The 18,253-nt window shown below is 74.9% G+C and carries 15 protein-coding genes and 1 pseudogene; 6 read left to right on the top strand and 10 right to left on the bottom strand.

The window, feature by feature from the left end; genetic code table 11:
- Positions 1 to 139 precede the first annotated feature (139 nt).
- Positions 140 to 1,795 (top strand): FAD-binding dehydrogenase, encoded by a 1,656-nt coding sequence (locus tag GA0070616_RS24735; protein WP_091088089.1) that lies wholly within the window; start codon positions 140 to 142, stop codon positions 1,793 to 1,795.
- A gap of 31 nt (positions 1,796 to 1,826) precedes the next feature.
- On the opposite strand, the gene GA0070616_RS24730 is transcribed toward GA0070616_RS24735, so the two are convergent.
- From GA0070616_RS24730 to GA0070616_RS24710, 5 genes are all read right to left on the bottom strand, one after another.
- On the bottom strand, positions 1,827 to 3,644 hold the full coding sequence (locus GA0070616_RS24730; protein WP_091088086.1) for an IucA/IucC family protein: 1,818 nt from the start codon (positions 3,642 to 3,644) through the stop codon (positions 1,827 to 1,829).
- Positions 3,641 to 4,222, bottom strand: a complete 582-nt coding sequence (locus GA0070616_RS24725) for a GNAT family N-acetyltransferase (RefSeq protein WP_091088083.1) — start codon at positions 4,220 to 4,222, stop codon at positions 3,641 to 3,643. The genes GA0070616_RS24730 and GA0070616_RS24725 overlap by 4 nt, the downstream gene beginning before the upstream one ends.
- Positions 4,219 to 5,511, bottom strand: a complete 1,293-nt coding sequence (locus tag GA0070616_RS24720; protein ID WP_091091551.1) for a lysine N(6)-hydroxylase/L-ornithine N(5)-oxygenase family protein — start codon at positions 5,509 to 5,511, stop codon at positions 4,219 to 4,221. Before GA0070616_RS24720 ends, GA0070616_RS24725 begins: the two co-directional genes overlap by 4 nt.
- Positions 5,512 to 5,546: 35 nt before the next feature.
- On the bottom strand, positions 5,547 to 7,112 hold the full coding sequence (locus GA0070616_RS24715; RefSeq protein WP_091088079.1) for a pyridoxal phosphate-dependent decarboxylase family protein: 1,566 nt from the start codon (positions 7,110 to 7,112) through the stop codon (positions 5,547 to 5,549).
- Between the two features lie 124 nt (positions 7,113 to 7,236).
- On the bottom strand, positions 7,237 to 8,268 hold the full coding sequence (locus GA0070616_RS24710; RefSeq protein ID WP_091088076.1) for an ABC transporter substrate-binding protein: 1,032 nt from the start codon (positions 8,266 to 8,268) through the stop codon (positions 7,237 to 7,239).
- A 65-nt stretch (positions 8,269 to 8,333) separates the two neighbouring features.
- Here GA0070616_RS24710 and GA0070616_RS24705 point away from each other — a divergent pair.
- The 5 genes and pseudogenes from GA0070616_RS24705 (at position 8,334) to GA0070616_RS24685 (ending at position 13,892) form a co-directional block, all read left to right on the top strand.
- Positions 8,334 to 9,424, top strand: a pseudogene (locus tag GA0070616_RS24705) (FecCD family ABC transporter permease).
- The gene (locus GA0070616_RS24700) at positions 9,421 to 10,443 is read left to right on the top strand and encodes a FecCD family ABC transporter permease (protein ID WP_091088069.1); all 1,023 of its coding nucleotides are present in this window, start codon (positions 9,421 to 9,423) and stop codon (positions 10,441 to 10,443) included. The pseudogene GA0070616_RS24705 and the gene GA0070616_RS24700 overlap by 4 nt, the downstream one beginning before the upstream one ends.
- A 56-nt stretch (positions 10,444 to 10,499) precedes the next feature.
- Complete coding sequence (locus tag GA0070616_RS24695; RefSeq protein ID WP_091091548.1) at positions 10,500 to 11,279, top strand: ABC transporter ATP-binding protein; 780 nt, start codon at positions 10,500 to 10,502, stop codon at positions 11,277 to 11,279.
- Positions 11,276 to 13,348 (top strand): penicillin acylase family protein, encoded by a 2,073-nt coding sequence (locus GA0070616_RS24690; protein ID WP_091088066.1) that lies wholly within the window; start codon positions 11,276 to 11,278, stop codon positions 13,346 to 13,348. The genes GA0070616_RS24695 and GA0070616_RS24690 overlap by 4 nt, the downstream gene beginning before the upstream one ends.
- The gene (locus GA0070616_RS24685; protein WP_091088062.1) at positions 13,341 to 13,892 is read left to right on the top strand and encodes a GNAT family N-acetyltransferase; all 552 of its coding nucleotides are present in this window, start codon (positions 13,341 to 13,343) and stop codon (positions 13,890 to 13,892) included. The genes GA0070616_RS24690 and GA0070616_RS24685 overlap by 8 nt, the downstream gene beginning before the upstream one ends.
- Positions 13,893 to 13,995: 103 nt before the next feature.
- Here the strand turns inward: GA0070616_RS24685 and GA0070616_RS24680 are convergent, their stop codons facing one another.
- The 5 genes from GA0070616_RS24680 to GA0070616_RS24660 form a co-directional block, all read right to left on the bottom strand.
- A complete protein-coding gene (locus GA0070616_RS24680; RefSeq protein ID WP_091088059.1) occupies positions 13,996 to 14,697 on the bottom strand; it encodes a RibD family protein in 702 nt (233 codons plus the stop codon).
- Positions 14,694 to 15,344 (bottom strand): GTP cyclohydrolase II, encoded by a 651-nt coding sequence (locus GA0070616_RS24675; protein ID WP_091088055.1) that lies wholly within the window; start codon positions 15,342 to 15,344, stop codon positions 14,694 to 14,696. Before GA0070616_RS24675 ends, GA0070616_RS24680 begins: the two co-directional genes overlap by 4 nt.
- A gap of 11 nt (positions 15,345 to 15,355) precedes the next feature.
- Entirely contained in the window at positions 15,356 to 16,300 is a 945-nt protein-coding gene (locus GA0070616_RS24670; RefSeq protein WP_091088052.1) for a lysylphosphatidylglycerol synthase transmembrane domain-containing protein, read from the bottom strand.
- A gap of 64 nt (positions 16,301 to 16,364) precedes the next feature.
- The gene (locus GA0070616_RS24665) at positions 16,365 to 17,192 is read right to left on the bottom strand and encodes a class I SAM-dependent methyltransferase (RefSeq protein ID WP_091088049.1); all 828 of its coding nucleotides are present in this window, start codon (positions 17,190 to 17,192) and stop codon (positions 16,365 to 16,367) included.
- On the bottom strand, positions 17,189 to 18,226 hold the full coding sequence (locus tag GA0070616_RS24660; protein ID WP_091088045.1) for a glycosyltransferase family 4 protein: 1,038 nt from the start codon (positions 18,224 to 18,226) through the stop codon (positions 17,189 to 17,191). Before GA0070616_RS24660 ends, GA0070616_RS24665 begins: the two co-directional genes overlap by 4 nt.
- Positions 18,227 to 18,253: the final 27 nt, after the last annotated feature.

Genomic DNA, 18,253 nt, shown 5'->3' with positions numbered 1-18,253 from the left:
CCGCCACCTCCCGTTGTCACCTGCTGACAAGCCTAGTGCGCGCCGCCTGCGCAGCGGCGTTGCCATGGTTGTCAGCAGCAGGGAGCCTGGGGCGGATCATCCGTGTCGCCGCGCACGCCGCGCGGGAAGGGAGCGCCTGATGGACGCCGACGCCCTCGTCGTGGGAGCCGGGCTGGCCGGGCTGGTCGCCGCCGCCGAGCTGGCCGACGCCGGGAGGCGGGTGCTGCTGCTCGACCAGGAGGGCGAACAGTCCCTGGGCGGGCAGGCGTTCTGGTCGCTGGGCGGGCTGTTCATGGTCGACAGCCCGGAGCAGCGCCGGATGGGCGTCCGGGACTCCGTCGACCTGGCCCTGCAGGACTGGTTCGGCTCGGCGCAGTTCGACCGGCCCGAGGACCACTGGCCGCGCCGCTGGGCCGAGGCGTACGTGCACTTCGCCGCCGGGGAGAAGCGGGCCTGGCTGCGCGAGATGGGCCACCGCATCTTCCCCGTCGTCGGCTGGGCCGAGCGCGGCGACGGCCGGGCCGACGGCCACGGCAACTCCGTACCCCGGTTCCACCTCACCTGGGGCACCGGTCCCGGGGTGCTCGCGCCGTTCGAGCGCCGGGTCCGCGCCCACGCGGCGGCCGGCCGCATCGTGTTCCGCTTCCGACACCGCGTCGACTCGCTGCTGACCCACGAGGGCGCGGTGACCGGGGTACGCGGCGCCGTGCTGGAGCCGTCGCCGGTCGAGCGGGGCCGGCCGTCGTCGCGGGTCGAGGTGGGCGAGTTCGCGTACGCCGCGCAGGCCGTGCTGGTCACCTCCGGCGGCATCGGCGGCAACCACGACCTCGTCCGCCGGGCGTGGCCGGCGCGGCTGGGCGAGCCGCCGAAGCGGATGGTGTCGGGCGTACCCGCCCACGTGGACGGGCGGATGCTGGAGATCACCGCTGCGGCCGGCGGCGCGATCATCAACCCGGACCGGATGTGGCACTACACCGAGGGCCTGCGCAACTGGGCTCCGATCTGGGACAACCACGGCATCCGCATCCTGCCGGGCCCGTCCTCGCTGTGGCTCGACGCCACCGGCCGACGGCTGCCCGCCCCCTACTTCCCCGGCTTCGACACCCTCGGCACGCTGGGACACCTGCGCAGCACCGGCTACGACTACTCGTGGTTCGTGCTGACCCAGCGGATCATCGAGAAGGAGTTCGCCCTGTCGGGCTCGGAGCAGAACCCCGACCTGACGGGCAAGGACCTGCGGCTGCTGCTGAAGCGGATCGGCAGGGGCGCGCCCGGCCCGGTCGAGGCGTTCAAGCGAAACGGCGAGGACTTCGTCGTCGCCGACGACCTCGGCGAACTGGTACGCGGCATGAACGCGATCGGCGACCCCGGGGTGCCCGCCGTCGACGAGGTCGCGCTGCGCGAGCTGATCGAACGGCGGGACCGGGAGATGACGAACCCGTTCGGCAAGGACGCCCAGGTCACCGCGCTACGGGGGGCCCGCGCGTACCGGGGCGACAGGTTGATCCGGGTCGCCGGCCCGCACCGGCTGCTCGACCCGGCGGCCGGCCCGCTGATCGCCGTGCGGCTGAACGTGCTCACCCGCAAGACCCTCGGCGGCCTGCACACCGACCTCGACGGCCGGGTGCTGTCCGCCGACGGCGGGCCCGTGCCCGGCCTGTACGCCGCCGGCGAGGTCGCCGGGTTCGGCGGCGGCGGCATGCACGGCTACAACGCCCTGGAGGGAACCTTCCTCGGCGGCTGCCTGTTCTCCGGTCGCACCGCCGGCCGCAGCGCCGCCGCGCACGTCGCCTGATACGACCGCTGTCCGACGGCCGGCCGTCGCATCAGGCCCTGACGGCCGGCGACGGCCGGTCGGGGGCGTACGCGGCGATCGGGTTGGGCAGGTCGCCGACGAGTTGCAGGGCCGCCGACGGGTCGGCCAGGTCGACCATCTGCTGGTTGTCGCGCAACTGGAGGCGGTTGAGGCAGGACAGCGCGAACCGGGGGGCGAACAGGTCGTAGCGGGCCAGCCGGTCGGCCAGGTGCGGCACCCGGTCGGCGTAGTCGGTGGCACAGTCGGCGACGGCCCGCCAGAACGTCTCCTCGTCGCACACGCCGTCGGCGGCCAGCAGCGGGCCGAGGAAGCGGAAGAAGCAGTCGAACACGTCGGTGAAGATGCTCAACAGCTTGATGTCCTCCGGCACGTCGGCGCGGATCCGCTCGACGGCCGCCGGCAGCGGCGCGTCGGCGCTCATCACCACGATCTCCTCGGCGATGTCCTTGAAGATCGCCCGCTGCACCGCCCCGTCGCGCAGCACCAGGATGACGTTCTCCCCGTGCGGCATGAAGGCGAGGTCGTAGGCGTAGAAGGCGTGCAGCAGCGGGGTGAGGTAGGCGTGCAGGTAGCGGCGCAGCCACTCGGCAGCGGGCAGCCCCGAGTCGGCGACCAGCGCGGCGGCCAGCGACCGCCCCTCCCCGTCGGTGTGCAGCAGCGAGGCCATGGTGGCCAGCCGCTCGCCGGGCGCCAGGCGCGGCACCGGACTCTCCCGCCACAGGGCGGCCAGCATCTTGCGGTACGGGGAGTACCGGTCGGTGGCCCGCTCGTACTGCCGGTGCCGGTAACCGACGGCGGCCCGCTCCCGCAGGATGGTCAGCCCGGTGCCCGCGAACACCTCGTCGCCGTCGATCAGCGCGGCCAGCCAGTCGTTGATGGCGGGGGTGGCCGCCATGTACGCCGCCGACAGCCCCCGCATGAAGCCCATGTTCAGCACGGACAGGGCGGTCTTGACGTAGTCGCGCTCGGGGTGGCTGGTGTTGAAGAAGGTGCGGATGGACTGCTGGGCCAGGTACTCGTCGGGCCCCTCGCCCAGGCAGACCAGGTGCCGGCGGGCCACCTCGCCGGCGAACGTGACGGACAGCTTGTTCCACCACTGCCACGGGTGCACGGGGATGAGGTGGTGGTCGGCCAGGTCGAGACCCAGCTCGGCGAGCACGGCGGCGAACCCGGCCAGGGTCCGCTCCCCCAGCTCGGCCCGCAGCAGGGCGTCCTCGTCGAGGCCGGCGGAGCTGGTGAACGCGGCGTGGTCGCGGTGCGCGGCGAGCCAGATCAGCCGTACCGGCCGGCCGGCCTCCGGGGCGTACGCCCGGTACTCGTCGACCCCGAAGCCGAGCCGGCCGTTGTTGGCCACGAAGCAGGGATGCCCCTCGGTCATGGAGGTCTCGACCGTCTGGAAGTCCGCCGTCGCCAGCTGCGCCGACGTCGGCTGCGGACGGTCCAGCTTGAACGCCGCACCGGCCAGGGTGGAGCTGATCTCCTCGAGGTAGACGGGCAGGACGCGGTCGCCGAGCCCGAGCGAGGCGCGCAGCTCCAGCACCAGGTCCACGGCGTCGAGCGGCAGGTCCGCACCGTCGCGGTGACGGGTGATGCTGTCCGGGTCGATCTGCCAGTGCTCCAGGGCGTACAGGCGGGCGGCGAAGCGGTACTCGACCGTGCCGTCGTCGCTGCGGACGGCGTACCAGAGGCGCCCCTCGCCGGCACCGGCCGGTTCGGGCACGACGAGGCGCTCGTGGGCGAACTCGGCCAGGGCCTTGCGGACCAGCATCCGGTTGGCCCGCTCCCAGGTCTGCGGGCGCAGGTGGCCGACCACGTCGCGGGGGTTCATGCCGGTACTCCTTCGGTGCTGCCGGTGGCGGTGTGGAACCGCTCGCGGGTGCAGATGCTGAGCAGGGCGGTCTTCTCGGGCTTGGCGACGGGCCCGACCACCTCGAAGCCGACGGCGGCGTTGAGGGCGTGCACGGCGGTGTTGCGCACGTCCGGTTCGACGACCACCCGGCGGGTGGCCCCGTCGGCGAACAGCCACGCCAGCACGGTGGTGATCACCGCGCGGCTGAAGCCGTGCACGGGAATGTCGGCGGGTGCGCAGAGGAAGTGCATGCCGACGTCGCCGGGCCGCGCGTCGTACAGGCCGGTCAGTTCGACACGTGCCGGGTCGTACCGTTCGGCGAGGAACGCGGGTTCGCCGCGCCACAGGCCGACGAAAGCATCGTGGTGCGGGTGCCCGGCGATGCGGCGGTACTCGGCGGCCACGCCCGCCACGTCGGCGTCCTGCATCAGCCAGAACCTCGCCCGCGGGTGGGTGACCCAGCGGTGCAGCAACACGGCGTCGGCGTCCGGGTCGAGGGTGCGCAGGGCGAACCCGCCGAGCCGGTCGTCGACGCGGGTGTAGACGACCTCGGTCACGAGGCGACCCCGGCGGGGGCGCCGAACTCCTGGAAGGCGATGGACTTCTCGATCGGGTAGTGCTCCCGGCCGGTGATCTCCCGGATGATCCAGGAGTTGCGGTACGGGCCCATGCCCAGGTCGGGCGAGGTGACGCTGTGGGTGTGGGTGCCGCCGTTCTGGAGGAAGACCTCCCGGCCGGTGCGGTCGACGCTGTAGTTGCGGGCCACGTCGAGGCGGCCGTGACCGTCGAAGCGCAGCCGGTCGCGCACCGGTTCCAGGAACGCCGGGGTCCGCTGCTGGTAGCCGGTGGCCAGCACCAGCCCCTCGGTGTCGAGGGTGAAGTCGCGACCCTGCTCGACGTGCCGCAGGCCGAGGGTGTAGCTGCCGGTGGCCGCGTCGTACCGGGCGGAGGTCAGCTCGGTGTTGGTCATCAGGCGGGTCCGCACCGGGCCGGGCACGCTGCGGGCGTAGAGCAGGTCGAAGATGTCGTTGACCAGCTCGGCGCTGATGCCCTTGAACAGGGCCTTCTGCTCGGCCTCCAGGCGGTAGCGGGTGTCCTCCGGCAGGGCGTGGAAGTAGTCCACGTAGTCCGGCGAGGTCATCTCCAGCGTCAGCTTGGTGTATTCCAGCGGGAAGAAGCGCGGCGACCGGGTCACCCAGTTCAGCTGGTAGTCGTGGCTGTCGATCGCGCCGAGCAGGTCGTGGTAGATCTCGGCGGCGCTCTGTCCACTGCCGATCACGGTGATGCTGCGCTTGGCCGTCAACGCCGCCCGCCGCTCGAGGTAGCGGGAGTTGTGCACCACGTCGCCGGCCAGGCCCGCGCAGGAGGCGGGGACGTGCGGCGGGGTGCCGGTGCCGAGCACCAGGTGTCGGGCCCGGTGGGTGACGGTGCCGCCGTCGGTGGTCGCGGTGACCGTGTAAAGCGCGTCGGTCTCGTCGTACCCGACGGAGGTCACCGTGTGGCCGAAGCGCAGGTGGGGTAGCTTCGCCGCGGCCCAGCGGCAGTATGCGTCGTACTCCAGGCGCAGCGGGAAGAAGTTCTCCCGGATGTAGAACGGGTAGAGGCGGCCGGTCTCCTTGAGGTAGCTGAGGAAGGAGAACGGCGAGGTCGGATCGGCGAGGGTGACCAGGTCGGCGAGGAACGGCGTCTGGAGGCGGGCGGATTCCAGCAGCATGCCGGGATGCCAGCTGACGTCGGCGCGGGCCTCCAGGAACAGCCCGTCGAGGTCGGCGATCGGCGCGGTCAGGCAGGCCAGGCCGAGGTTGTACGGCCCGAGGCCGATCCCGATGTAGTCGTACGTGGACATCCGGCCCTCCAGGCTGGCGTTGACGGGTGACACGGTCAGCCGACCGGGCAGGTCAGGCCGGCGGCTGAGGCCGGCACCGGCAGCGCGGCGGCGTGGTCGTGCACGTACCGGCCGGCGTGCTCGGCGATCAGGTCCAGCACCGCGGCGACGTCGTCCCGGGTGGTGGCGGGGTTGAGCAGGGTGAACTTGAGGTGCTGCCGACCGTCGACCCGGGTGCCGGCGACCACCGCGAGCCCGGAGGCGGCCAGCGCCGCGCGGGCGTGCAGGTTCGCCTGGTCGGCCAGTTCCCGGCCGGCTCCGGCGGGCACCCAGCGGAACACCACCGTGCTCAGCGGCGAGCGGGTCGCCACCTCGAAGCGGGGATCGGCGGCGACCAGGTCCCATGCCTCGTCGGCCCGGTCACAGACCTCGTCGAACAGCGCGCCGACCGCGTCGGGGCCCATGATCCGCAGCGTGAGCCACAGCTTGAGGGCGTCGAAGCGCCGGGTGGTCTGGAGGCTCTTGTCGACCTGGTTGGGGATGCGCTCGGCGACGGCGCGGGCCGGGTTGAGGTAGTCGGCGTGCCAGGTGGCGTGCCGCAGCACCCGGCGGTCGCGCACGACCAGCGCGCTGGAGCTGACGGGCTGGAAGAAGGACTTGTGGAAGTCGACGGTGACCGAGTCGGCCCGCTCGATGCCGTCGAGCAGGTGCCGGCGGGTCGGCGACACCAGCAGTCCGCAGCCGTACGCGGCGTCGACGTGCAGCCAGACGCCGGTGTCGGCGCACACCTCGCCGATGCCGTCGAGCGGGTCGATGGTGCCGAAGTCGGTGGTGCCGGCGGTGGCGACCACCGCCATCACCCGCAGCCCGGCGCGCCGGCAGCGGGTGATCTCGTGGCGGACCGCGCCGGGGCGCATCCGCCGGTCGGGGCCGGTCTCCACGGTGACGACCGCGTCGGGGGCGAGACCGAGCAGTTTGGCGGCCTTCTGCACGCTGAAGTGGCCGGCCGCCGAGGCGATGATCCGCAGCTGGGGCAGCAGCATCCGACGGTCGGCGGGGTCCGCGCCGGCGAGGGCCTCCTCCCGGGCGAGCAGCAGGGCGTGCAGGTTGGACTGGGTGCCACCGCTGGTGAAGACGCCGTCGGCGGCCGGGCCGAGACCGATGCGCGCGGCCGTCCAGTCGACGAGCCGCCGTTCGATGAGCGTGCCGCCGGCGCTCTGGTCCCAGGTGTCCAGGGAGGAGTTGACGGCGCTGAGCACCGCCTCGCCGAGCAGCGCCGGGATGACCACCGGACAGTTCAGGTGGGCCAGGTAGCGGGGGTGGTGGAACCAGACCGCGTCGCGCAGGTAGACGTCCTCCAGTTCGTCGAGGGCGGCGGTGGTGTCCCCCAGCGGCCGGTCCAGGTCGATGGCGTCGACCACGGGGGCCAGGTCGGCGGGGCGTACGCCGGTGAACGGCCCGTCCACCTCGGCCACCCGGCGGGCCACCCGGTCGACGCCGGCGGCGACGGCGCGGCGGTAGTCCTCGACGGTGCCGTCGTGCAGCAGGTGCGCCCGGGCGGGTGTGGCGTCGGCGCCCACCCGGGTCGGCGTCGGTTCGGCGGCGTGCACCGGCAGGGTCATGGACGGCTCCTCCACGCTTGGCGGATCGGTGTGCGGGCAGCCGGGTACCGCCCGTCGGCGCGGTGCGCCGCGGGTCCGTGCTGCGGGGCGGGAAAGGCGGGTGCCGGGGGCGGACCCGTAGGCGTCAGGTGAGCTTCTTCGCGCCCTGGATGGCCCTGGCCAGGTTCTCCAGCAGCGGGGCGGCACCGGCGTACGAGAAGCGGGGCACCGCGTCCCAGCCGGTGACCTGGCCGGCCCGGACGGCGGGCAGTTGCGCCCAGGTGGGCTTGGCGGCGAGGTCGGCGGGTTGCAGGGCGGTGCTGCGGTTGTCGAGCAGGATCAGGTCGGCCGGGAACTTGCCCGCGTTCTCCCAGCTCAGCGCCTCGAAGTAGTCGCCGGCCTCCAGCTTGGTGGGCACCACGATGTCGACGCCGAGTTCGGCGAAGTACATCAGGTCGGTGCTGACCTTCGGGTTGGACACGTAGAACAGGTCGGCGCTGCCGGACGCCGCCATCACCTTGATGCCGGGGTTGGCCTTGACCGCCTGGCGCACCGCCTCCGCGGCGGCCTCGAAGCGGGCCTTCGCCTCGGTGACCTTCGCCGCCGACAGGTCGGCGCCGAGGGCTTCGGCGAGGGTGGCGTAGCCCTCGATCGGCGTGGTCATCGGCACCCGGGCGGTGGTGACCGTCACGACCGGGGCGAGCGGCAGGATCTTGTCCTTGCTCTCGTCGGGGACGTACCAGTGGGCACCGGGGTCGTACATGTGGGTGACGAGCAGTTCGGGGTTCAGGGTGGCGTACTTCTCGACGCTGAACTCGCCCCAGACGTTGCCGAGGATCTCCACGGACTCGACGTCGAGGTCGCCGGCCTGCGGATCGGTGCTGCCGTCGGCGCGTCTGGTCTCGCCGAAGACACCCACGATCTGGCTGCTGAGGCCGAAGTCGACCAGCGCGGCGGCGGAGCCGGTGAAGGCGACCACCCGGGTCGGGCGGGCGGGGGCGGTCACCGTGTCGCCGCGGTCGTCGGTGAACGACCAGGTGCCGGAGCCGTTGCCGGTGCCGGTCTGCGCGGGCTCGTCCCGGCCGCAGCCGGCCAGCAGTGCGGCCAGGGTGGCGGCGCCGCCGGCGGCGAGCAACCCGCGGCGGGAGAGGCGGCGGGCGGAGACGGGTTCAGGCATGGTGTCGTCTTTCGATCAGGGTCGGGAGGACGATGGACAGTCGCGGTTAGGTTAACCTAACCTAAGTGACTGTCAAGCCCTGTCCGGCGTTTCGCACCACACGGGAGTCACACTGTCCGTCATCGAGGCACCACCCGGTGCCGCGCCGACCACCCCGGCCCCGCCACGCCGCGTCGCCCTGCGTGCCGGCGGGCTGGCCGTCGCCACGGTGGCGCTCGCCACCGTGGTGGTGGCCAGCGTCACCGTCGGCGCGAAACCGCTCCCGCTCACCGAGGTGTGGCAGGGGCTGACCAACCCCGACTCCGCCGAGTACGCCGTGGTACGCCAGATGCGGCTGCCCCGTACGCTGCTCGGCCTGCTCGCCGGCCTCGCCCTCGGGGTGGCCGGCGCGGCCATGCAGGCGCTGACCCGCAACCCGCTCGCCGACCCCGGCCTGCTCGGCATCAACGCGGGCGCCTCCGCCGCCATCGCCACCGCCGCCGTCCTCTTCGGCCTCGGCGGCGGCCCGGCGCAGGTCTGGTTCGCGCTGCTCGGCGCGGCCGTCGTCACCGCCGCCGTCTACGCCGTCGGCGGTGGACGCGCCGCCACTCCCGCCCGCCTGGCCCTGGCCGGCGCGGCCCTCAACGCCGCCCTCTACTCCTACGTCAGCGCGGTGATGCTGCTCGACGCCGCCTCCCTGGAACGGCTGCGGTTCTGGACCGTCGGCTCCCTCGCCTCCGCCGACCTGGACACCGTCCGGCGGGTGCTGCCGTTCATCGGGGCCGGACTGCTGATCGCCCTGGCCGCCGCGCGCGCCCTCAACGCGCTCGCCCTCGGCGACGACGCCGCCCGGGCGCTGGGCGCCCGCCCCGCGCTCGTCCGGGTCGCGGTGATCACCGCGATCACCCTGCTCTGCGGGGCCGCCACCGCCGCCTGTGGGCCGATCGTCTTCGTCGGGCTGCTCGTGCCGCACCTGGTCCGCGCCGTCACCGGACCCGACCTGCGCTGGCTGCTGCCCTACTGCGCGTTGCTCGGGCCGGTGCTGCTGCTCGGCTCCGACGTCGTCGGGCGGGTCCTCGGCCGGCCGGGCGAACTCCAGGTCGGCATCGTGACCGCGGTGCTGGGCGGGCCGCTGTTCCTGTTCCTGGTGACCCGCACCCGGGTGGCCCGCCCGTGATCGTCGTACGCGCCCCGGGCGGCCTCTCCGCCCGCCTGCATCCCCGTACCGTCGGCGTGGGCGTCGGCTGCGTCCTGCTGGCCCTCGCCCTGGGCGTGCTCGCCATCGGCCACGGCGACCACCCGATGGGCCCCGCCGACGTGCTGCGCACCCTGACCGGCGGCGGCACACCGGCCGAGGAGTTCATCGTCATCGAACTGCGCCTGCCCCGGCTCGCCACCGCGCTCGGCGTCGGCACGGCGCTGGGGCTGGCCGGCGCGGTGTTCCAGTCCCTGGTCCGCAATCCGCTGGGCAGCCCGGACGTGCTGGGCTTCACCCAGGGGGCCTCGACCGGCGCGCTGCTGGTGGTGGTCGCCGGCGGTGGCAGTGCCGCCCTGGCCGCCGCCGCGACCACCGGCGGACTGGCCACCGGCCTGCTCATCCACCTCGTCGCCTGGCGGCGGGGGGTGCACGGGCACCGCCTGGTGCTCGTCGGCATCGGCGTGGCGGCGATCCTCACCGGCGTCAACGGCTACCTGCTGACCCGCGCCCAACTGATGGACGCGGCCCGAGCCGTGCTGTGGCTCACCGGCAGCCTCGACGGTCGGGGCTGGTCAGACGCACTGCCGGTGCTGGCCGCCCTCGCCGGGGCCGTGCCGCTGCTGCTGGCCTGCGGGCCGGCGCTGCGCACCACCGAACTCGGCGACGACGCGGCCAGCGCCCTCGGCGTACCCGTGCACCGGCTGCGTACGACGCTGCTCGCCGCGGCGGTGGTGCTGGTCTCCCTCGCGGCGGCTGCCGCCGGCCCGGTGTCGTTCGTCGCGCTCACCGCCCCCCACCTGGCCCGGCGGCTGACCCGCGCGCCGGGACCGAACCTGCTGCCCTCGGCGGCGGTCGGCGCGGTGCTGCTGGTCGCCGCCGACCAGCTCGCCCAGCGGGCCTTCCCCGCCGCGCTGCCCGTCGGCGTGGTGACCGGGGTGCTGGGCGGTGGATACCTGCTCTGGCTGCTCACCGCGCAGCGGCGGGCCGGCCGACTGTGACCACCGACGAGAACGGAGCCACCATCGTGCCCACCTCCCGGCTGGGCGGACGCGGGTTGACGCTCGCCTACGACCGACGCACCGTCGCCACCGACCTCACCGTCGACGTGCCGGACCGGTCCTTCACCGTCATCATCGGTCCCAACGCCTGCGGCAAGTCGACGCTGCTGCGGGCGCTGTCCCGGCTGCTGAAGCCGGCCACCGGCGCGGTGCTGCTCGACGGCGAGGACATCCAGCGCCGACCCGCCCGCGCCGTCGCGCGCACCCTCGGCCTGCTGCCGCAGTCGTCGACCGCGCCCGACGGCATCGGCGTCGCCGAACTGGTGGCCCGCGGCCGGTACCCGCACCAGGGGTTGCTGCGCCAGTGGTCCCGCGAGGACGAGCGGATCGTCACCGGGTCGATGGCCGCCACCGGCGTCGCCGACCTCGCCGACCGACACGTCGACGAGCTGTCCGGCGGCCAACGCCAACGCGTCTGGTTGGCCATGGCGCTGGCCCAGCAGACCCCGCTGCTGCTGCTCGACGAACCGACCACCTACCTCGACATCGCCCACCAGATCGAGGTGCTCGACCTGTGCGCCCGGTTGCACGAGGAGCAGGGCCGCACCCTGGTGGCGGTGCTGCACGACCTCAACCACGCCGCCCGCTACGCGACCCATCTGATCGCGATGCGCGACGGCCGGGTCGTCGCGGAGGGCGAGCCGGGCCGCATCGTCACCGCCGCCCTGGTCGAGGAGGTCTTCGGGCTGCCCTGCCGGGTCATCGACGACCCGGAGACCGGCACCCCGCTCGTGGTTCCTGCCGCCCGCCGCCGAGCCGGTACGGTGACCCGGTGACGCCGCCGCCCCCCGCACCGGACGACGCCGACGGTCACCGCCTGTTCCGCGACCCGTGGGGCGTCCCGCACCTGCGCGCCCCCGAGCCGGGCGGGCTGGCCTACGCGCAGGGCCGGGTCACCGCCGTCGACCGGGCCTGGCAGCTGGAGGTGGAGCGGCACCGCGCCCAGGGCACCAGCGCCGCGTTCCTCGGCCCCGACGCCCTCGCCTGGGACGTCTTCGCCCGCCGGGTCCGCCTCGCCGACACCGCCCGGCGCTGTCACGCCGCCCTCGACCCGGCCACGGCCGCCTGGGTGGGCCGCTTCGTCGACGGCGTCAACGCCGGGCTCGCCACGGGTGCGGCGCGGGCGCCCGAGTTCGCCACCTGCGGGCTCACCCCCGGGGTGTGGCAGCCGTGGACGCCGCTGGCGCTGTGGCTCGGTCACCACGTGCTGTTCGCCGGTTTCCCCACGAAGCTGTGGCGCGAGCACGTCGCCCGCCGGCTCGGCGACGCCGCCGCCACCCTGTTCGCCGCCGACGGACCGGCCACCTCCGGCAGCAACGGCTGGCTGCTGGCCGGCGACCGCACCGCCACCGGTGCGCCACTGATCGCCGGCGACCCGCACCGGTTCATCGAGGCCCCGGGCATCTACCAGCAGATCCGCCTGGCCTGCCCGGAGTACGACGTGGCCGGGCTGGCGGTGCCCGGCGTCCCCGGCATCGCCCACTTCGGGCACGCCGGGCCGGTGGCCTGGGCGATCACCAACGCGATGGCCGACTACCAGGACCTGTACGCGGAGCGGCTGCGTCGCCGCGGCGACGCGGTCGAGGCGTACGGGCCGGACGGCTGGCGGCCCGCGCACCGGCACGTGGAGACGGTCGAGGTGGCCGGCGGCGCACCCGTCGAGGTGGAGGTGATCGAGACCGAGCGGGGCCCGGTCGTCGCGGGCGGCCCCGACGATCCGACGGGAGCGGTCGCCCTGCGCCACCCGCCCCGGGTCACCGGCGACCTCGGCTTCGCCGTGCTGCCGGCCCTGCTGCGCGCCCGCACCGTCGACGACGTCGACGCGGCCCTCGACGGCTGGGTCGAGCCGGTCAACGTCGTGCTGGCCGCCGACACCACGGGCGGGCTGCTGCACCGGGTCGCCGGCCGGGTGCCGCAGCGGCACGACGACAACCGGCTGCGGGTGGTGCCCGCCTGGGACGCCGCGTACGCCTGGCGGGGTTGGCAGCCCACTCCGCGTGCCCGGGTGGACGGGGTCGCGGTGATGGCCAACGAGCGGGGACTGTCCGCGCCCCTGGGGGTCGAGTTCGCGCCGCCGTACCGGGCCGACCGGATCCGGGAACTGCTCGACACGTCCACGGGGTGGCGGCCCGAGCAGATGTCGACCGTCCACATGGACACCCACCACGCCGCGTCCGGGCCGCTGCTGGGCCTGCTCGCCGGGTTGGACGGGCTCACCCCGGCCGCCGCCGCCCTGCGCGACCGGCTGCTGCGCTGGGACCGGCGGATGGCCGCCGACAGCGCCGACGCCGCCGCGTACGCCGACCTGCGGGCGGCCGTGGTACGCCGGCTCGCCGCCCACCCGGCCCTGGCCGACCTGGCCGAACCGCCGGCGTACCCGCAGGTGTTCGCCCCCTGGCTGGCCCTGCTCCCCCGGGTCGGTCACGCGCTGAACTCACTGCTGCGCAGCGACCTGCTCGACGTCGACGGCGCGGCGCTGGTACGCGCGGCGGTGGAGGAGGTCGCCGCAACCGGCGCGGCGGGGCGGTGGGGGGAACGGCACCGGCTGGCCGCGTGGCGGGCGCTGCCCGACCCGGCGGCCGGCCCCGGGCCGGAGCTGTCCGGTGACCACGACTGCGTCCTGGCCACCTCCAGCGTCCCGGGGGTCACCGACCTGTGCCTGCGCGGTCCGGCCGCCCGCTACGTGTGGGACCTGGCCGACCGGGAGCACAGCCGGTGGGTGGTGCCGCACGGCGCGACCGGTGGCGGTGCGCACCGCGACGACCAGCAGCCGCTCTGGCTGCGCGGCGACCTGACCCCCGTCACCTGCGACTGGGCGAAGCTGATCGAGGAACGCGATGAGTGAACACCACCACGAGCGGGACGTGCCGGGCTTCGGGCGGGTGGTCTTCCGGCCGGTCGCCCCGGACACCGACGCCGACGTGATCCACTCCTGGGTGAGCCAGGACCGCGCCCGGTTCTGGGGCATGACCGACGCCGACCGGGACCGGGTGGCCGAGATCTACCGGTACGTCGACTCGCTGCCCACACACCACGCCTACCTGGCGTTGCGGGACGGGTCGCCGGTCGCCCTGTTCCAGTCGTACGAGCCGGAACACGACCCGGTCGGCCAGGTCTACCCCGTGCGGCCCGGCGATCACGGCGTCCACCTGCTGATCGGCCCCACCGACCGGCCCGAGCCCGGGTTCACCGGCACCCTGCTGCGCGAGTTCCTCGCCTTCGTGTTCCGCGACCCGGGCCGGCGGCGGATCGTGATGGAGCCGGACGCGCGCAACGACCGGGTGCTCGCCCGGCTGCGGCGCACCGGATTCGTCGACGGTCCCCTGGTCGACCTGCCGGACAAGTGGGCCCGGTTGCTGTTCCTCGACCGGGCCACGTTCGAGGGCTGACCGGCCACGCCGGGGCGGCCCGCACACCGGCCCGGCCACGCTGGGACGGCCCGCACACCGGCCCGGCCGCGACGGGGGCGGCCCGGCACCCGGTGGGCGAGGGTCACCCCTGCGGGCAGCGCTCCGACAGGGCGTACCGGGTCAGCACCACGTCGCCGATCTGGCGGGCCTCCACCACCCGGGCCCGCCGGCCGGGGTGCCACGGGAAGAAGCCGTCGCCGCCGAAGCGGGGCGCCCGCCGGTCGCCGACGAAGAACGGGGCCACCACCAGGTGCAGCTCGTCGGCGAGCCCGGCGGTGAGGAACTGCCGGTGCACCTCCGCCCCGCCCTCCACCATGAGCCGGCCCACCCCGCGCCCGGCGAGGTCCGCCAGCGTCCAGGCCGGGTCGACCGGGTCGCCCGCGTCCACCACCGTGGCCAACCCACCGAGCCGGTGCCGGGTCTTCTCCACCGCCGGGCTGGCACAGTAGACGATCCGTTCGCTGTCGCCGAGGGTGAAGAACCGGCCCGTCGGGTCCAGGTCGCCGCAGCCGGTCAGGGTCACCTTCATCGGCGACTCGGGCAGGCCCCGGGCGACCCGCTGCGCCCGCAGCCGCGCCGAGCGCACCAGCAGCCTCGGGTCGTCGCAGCGCACCGTGCCCGCCCCGACCAGGATCGCGTCGCACCCGGCCCGCACCGCGTCGATCCGGTCCAGGTCGGCCTCGTTGGACAGCAGCAGCCGCTCGTCGGAGGTGTCGTCGAGGTACCCGTCGATCGAGGTGGCGCAGCTCAGCAGCACGTACGGCCGCCGGGTCGGGCCGGTCACCGGACGCCGGGCAGGTCGACCGCGCGGGCGGCCCGGCTGGCCTTCGCCGCCAGGTAGTCGGCGTTGGCCGGGGACAGGAAGATCCCGGTGGGCACCTGTTCGGTGACGGTCAGCCCGAGCCGGCCGAGTTGGACGGTCTTCTCCGGGTTGTTGCTCAGCACCGCGATCTTCTCGACCCCCAGCGCGGCGAGCATCTGCGCGGCGACGGTGTAGTCCCGCTCGTCCTCGGCGTGCCCCAGGGCCAGGTTGGCCTCGAAGGTGTCCAGCCCGGCGTCCTGCAGGGCGTACGCGTCGAGCTTGGCGTACAGGCCGATGCCCCGGCCCTCCTGCCGCAGGTAGAGCAGGTAACCGCCGGTCTCGGCGATGCGTTCGACCGCCTCGCGCAGTTGCGGGCCGCAGTCACAGCGCTGGCTGCCGAACACGTCGCCGGTCAGGCACTCGCTGTGCGGGCGGACCAGCGGCACGCCGCCGCCGGCCCCGTCGTCCGGCCCGCCGACCCGGTCACCGAGGGCGAAGGCGAGGTGTTCCCGGCCGTCGACCAGGCCGTCGAAGGTGTGCACCCGGGCGGTGGTCACGTAGCCGTCGGGGAACCGCAGCGGGACCGTCACCCGCGTCCGGACCGTGGCGACAGGCAGTGTTTCGGACATGGGACTCCTCGTCAGGCGGGGGCAGGCACTCGGACACGCCGGGCCGCCACCAGGACGGCGGCTCCGGGCAGGCTCGCGACGAGCACCAGGGCTCCGTACACGGTGGCGGTGGCCACGCCCTCGGCGGCGGTGAGACCGGCGGCGGCGAAGCCCCACGCGGCCACGCCCTCGCGGGGGCCGAAGCCGGCGACGTTCGCCGGCACCCCCATCGCCAGCAGGGCGAGCAGGGTCAACGGAACCAGCAGGGACAGCGGGGCGGTGGACCCGGCGGTGCGGGCCGCGACGACGAACGTCGCGAGGTGGCCGACGACCGCCAGCGTGGAGGCCACCAGCACACCCAGCCAGGTGCGCCGACCCAACAGACCCGAACGCACGTCGGCCACGGCGGTGCGCAGACCACGCGCCCACCGGGACGCCCCGCTGCGGGGCAGCAGCCGGGCTGCCAACCCGGCGACGAGCACCACCGCGGCGAGCCCGGCGATCGCCGCCGGCAGGTGGGGGCGGACCGGCGACGGGAAGGCGGCCAGCACGACCACCGCCACGGCCACCAGCACGACCTGGCCGGCGGTGCGCTCCCACACCACCGCGCGGATGCCCCGCCCGACGTCGCCGACGTCACGGCCGTGGCGCACCGCCCGGTGCACGTCGCCGAGCACCCCGCCGGGCAGGGTGGCGTTGAGGAACACGGCCCGGTAGCAGTGCGCCACCGCCTCCCCCAGCGGCAGGCGTACGCCCAACCCGGCGGCGACCAGGCTCCACCGCCAGGCGCAGCAGACCGTGGTGAGCACCCCGATGCCGAGAGCGGCGGCGAGGGCCGGCGCGTCGATCAGGCGCAGACCGGCCAGGAACGGGCCGGTGCCGAACCAGCCGAGCAGGCCGGCGAGCACGGCGACACCGCCGAGCAGGCGTACCCAGCCCCAGAGCGACCGTCGTCCACGCGCGCCAGCTGCCACCACGCCCGCCCTCCCCGGCAGTAACGATCTTTTCCGACTGTAACCACGGAACCGGCGGGCCGCCGGTTCAACCGACCCCGGCGAGCAGGTCCACGTGCTCCACCGTGACGTCGAGCCGGCCGGCTGCGGCTTCGGCCAGCCGACGACGGGCGTACCCGCGGGCCCGGCCGGCCAGGTCGGGACGCTGCTCGCAGGCGGCGTCGAACCAGCCGGTGAACCACTGCGCCGTCAGCGCGGCGTCCGAGGGTCCGAGCCGCCAGGGGCTGGGGCGGGTCGTCACGGGCACCCCGTGCCGGGCGAAGGCCGCCGCGCAGGCGTGCGCCGCGTCCGGGCCGAGCAGGGTTCGCCCGCCCACGGTACGCCGCTGGTGGTCGTTGAACGCCTCGGCCACCTCGACATCGAGGGGGTCCACCGGGTCCAGCCGCACGGCACCGGTCACCGAGATCAGGAACAGGGCGGGGCAGTCGGCCCCCACGCAGGCGTCGACCAGCCGGTCGATCTCCTCGGCGGTGAGCATGTCCAGCAGCGCCGAGGCGGTCACCAGGGACGCGCCGGCCAGGTCGGCGGCGGTCAGCCGGGTGAGATCGCCGCGCCGGGTCCGCACCGTCACCGGGTTGCCGTCGGCGGCGGTGTCGACCATGTCGGCGCGGGCGCGGGCGAGCAGGTCGTCATCCTGGTCGTACATGACCCAGCGCTGCGGGCCGGGCAGCAGCGGGGCCAGCCAGCGGCCCAGCGAGCCGGTGCCGGAGCCCAGGTCGTGCACGACGACCGGCCCGGCCAGTCGCCGCCGTACCGCGTCGACCAGGTCGACCGAGCGGGCGGCCACGTCGGCGGGCTCCCGCAGGGCCAGCCAGTGCGCGAAATCGGGGGGCAGGTCAACGCTCCACTCGCTCATGCCGCCATCGCCTCCTTGAGCACCTGGTCGATCCGGATCGTGGTGACCGGCCACCCGGGCAGGGTCCCCCGCCGGTCGTGGGCGGCGCGGCGCAGCCCTTCGCGCAGGGCCGGCTCATCGAGCCAGCGGCGCAGCGCTCCGCCCAGGGCCGCCGGGTCGTCCGGGGGCACCAGCACACCGGGCCGGGTGCCGTCGGGGGCCCACCCGAGGGCGTCGGGCATGCCCCCCACCTCGCTGGCCAGCACGGGGATGCCGCGCGCGAGGGCTTCGGTGACGACCATCCCGTACGTCTCGCCGCGGGTGGCCAGCACCAGCAGGTCGGCGGCATCGTACGCGGCGGCGAGCCCGTCGCCGGTCAGCGGGCCGACCAGCCGGACCCGGCCGCCGAGGCCGTACGCGTCGACGCGCCCGCGCAGCCGGTCGACGAAGCCCGGGTCACGGGTCAGCGGTCCCACGCAGGTCAGCGTCCACCGCCGGTCGGTGAGCGTGGCCAGCGCCTCGACCAGCACGTCGTGTCCCTTGTGGGGGGCGACCGTGGCGACGCAGAGCAGCGCCGTGCCGGCCGGCGAGCCGGTCGCGGGCGGCGCGGGCTCCACACCGGGAGCGGCGACGTGCACCCGCCCGGCGGGCAACGCGTACCGCTGGCACAGCCGGCGGCCGGTCCAGTCGCTGGTGGCCACCACCGCCCGGGCCGCCGCGAGGGCCCGTTCCTCCGCCTCGTCCTCCAGCGGCAGGTGCACCAGCACCACCAGGCGCAGCCGGGCGGACTGCGCGGTGAGCAGCTCCGGCACCGTCGAGGCGACCAGCCCGTCGAGCAGGACGGGGGCGTCGTCGGGCAGCCCGGCGAGCACGGCGGCCAGGGCGGCACGGTCCGCGTCGCCGGGCCGGGGCCAGGAGCCGGGCACGGCGTGCTCGCGCACCGCCCAGCCGACGGCGGCCAGGCCGGCGCAGATCCGCCGGTCGTAGCCGTTACCGCCGCTGGGTTCCGCCGGATCGTCGATGTCGCCGGGCAGCACGACGTGCAGGGTCGGCACGGTCAGCGCCCGCTGCCGTCCAGGTCG

Source organism: Micromonospora nigra (assembly GCF_900091585.1).
Classification (GTDB): Bacteria; Actinomycetota; Actinomycetes; order Mycobacteriales; family Micromonosporaceae; genus Micromonospora; species Micromonospora nigra.
Note: the sequence above shows the minus strand (reverse complement) of the source record. Positions and strands in the feature narration are given on the sequence as shown.

Bases quoted from the DNA above. Each gene is read 5' to 3' on its own strand.
- GA0070616_RS24735 (WP_091088089.1), top strand. From the start codon at position 140: ATGGACGCCGACGCCCTCGTCGTGGGAGCCGGGCTGGCCGGGCTGGTC.
- GA0070616_RS24730 (WP_091088086.1), bottom strand. From the start codon at position 3,644: ATGAACCCCCGCGACGTGGTCGGCCACCTGCGCCCGCAGACCTGGGAG.
- GA0070616_RS24720 (WP_091091551.1), bottom strand. From the start codon at position 5,511: ATGTCCACGTACGACTACATCGGGATCGGCCTCGGGCCGTACAACCTC.
- GA0070616_RS24715 (WP_091088079.1), bottom strand. From the start codon at position 7,112: ATGACCCTGCCGGTGCACGCCGCCGAACCGACGCCGACCCGGGTGGGC.
- GA0070616_RS24710 (WP_091088076.1), bottom strand. From the start codon at position 8,268: ATGCCTGAACCCGTCTCCGCCCGCCGCCTCTCCCGCCGCGGGTTGCTC.
- GA0070616_RS24685 (WP_091088062.1), top strand. From the start codon at position 13,341: ATGAGTGAACACCACCACGAGCGGGACGTGCCGGGCTTCGGGCGGGTG.
- GA0070616_RS24675 (WP_091088055.1), bottom strand. From the start codon at position 15,344: ATGTCCGAAACACTGCCTGTCGCCACGGTCCGGACGCGGGTGACGGTC.
- GA0070616_RS24665 (WP_091088049.1), bottom strand. From the start codon at position 17,192: ATGAGCGAGTGGAGCGTTGACCTGCCCCCCGATTTCGCGCACTGGCTG.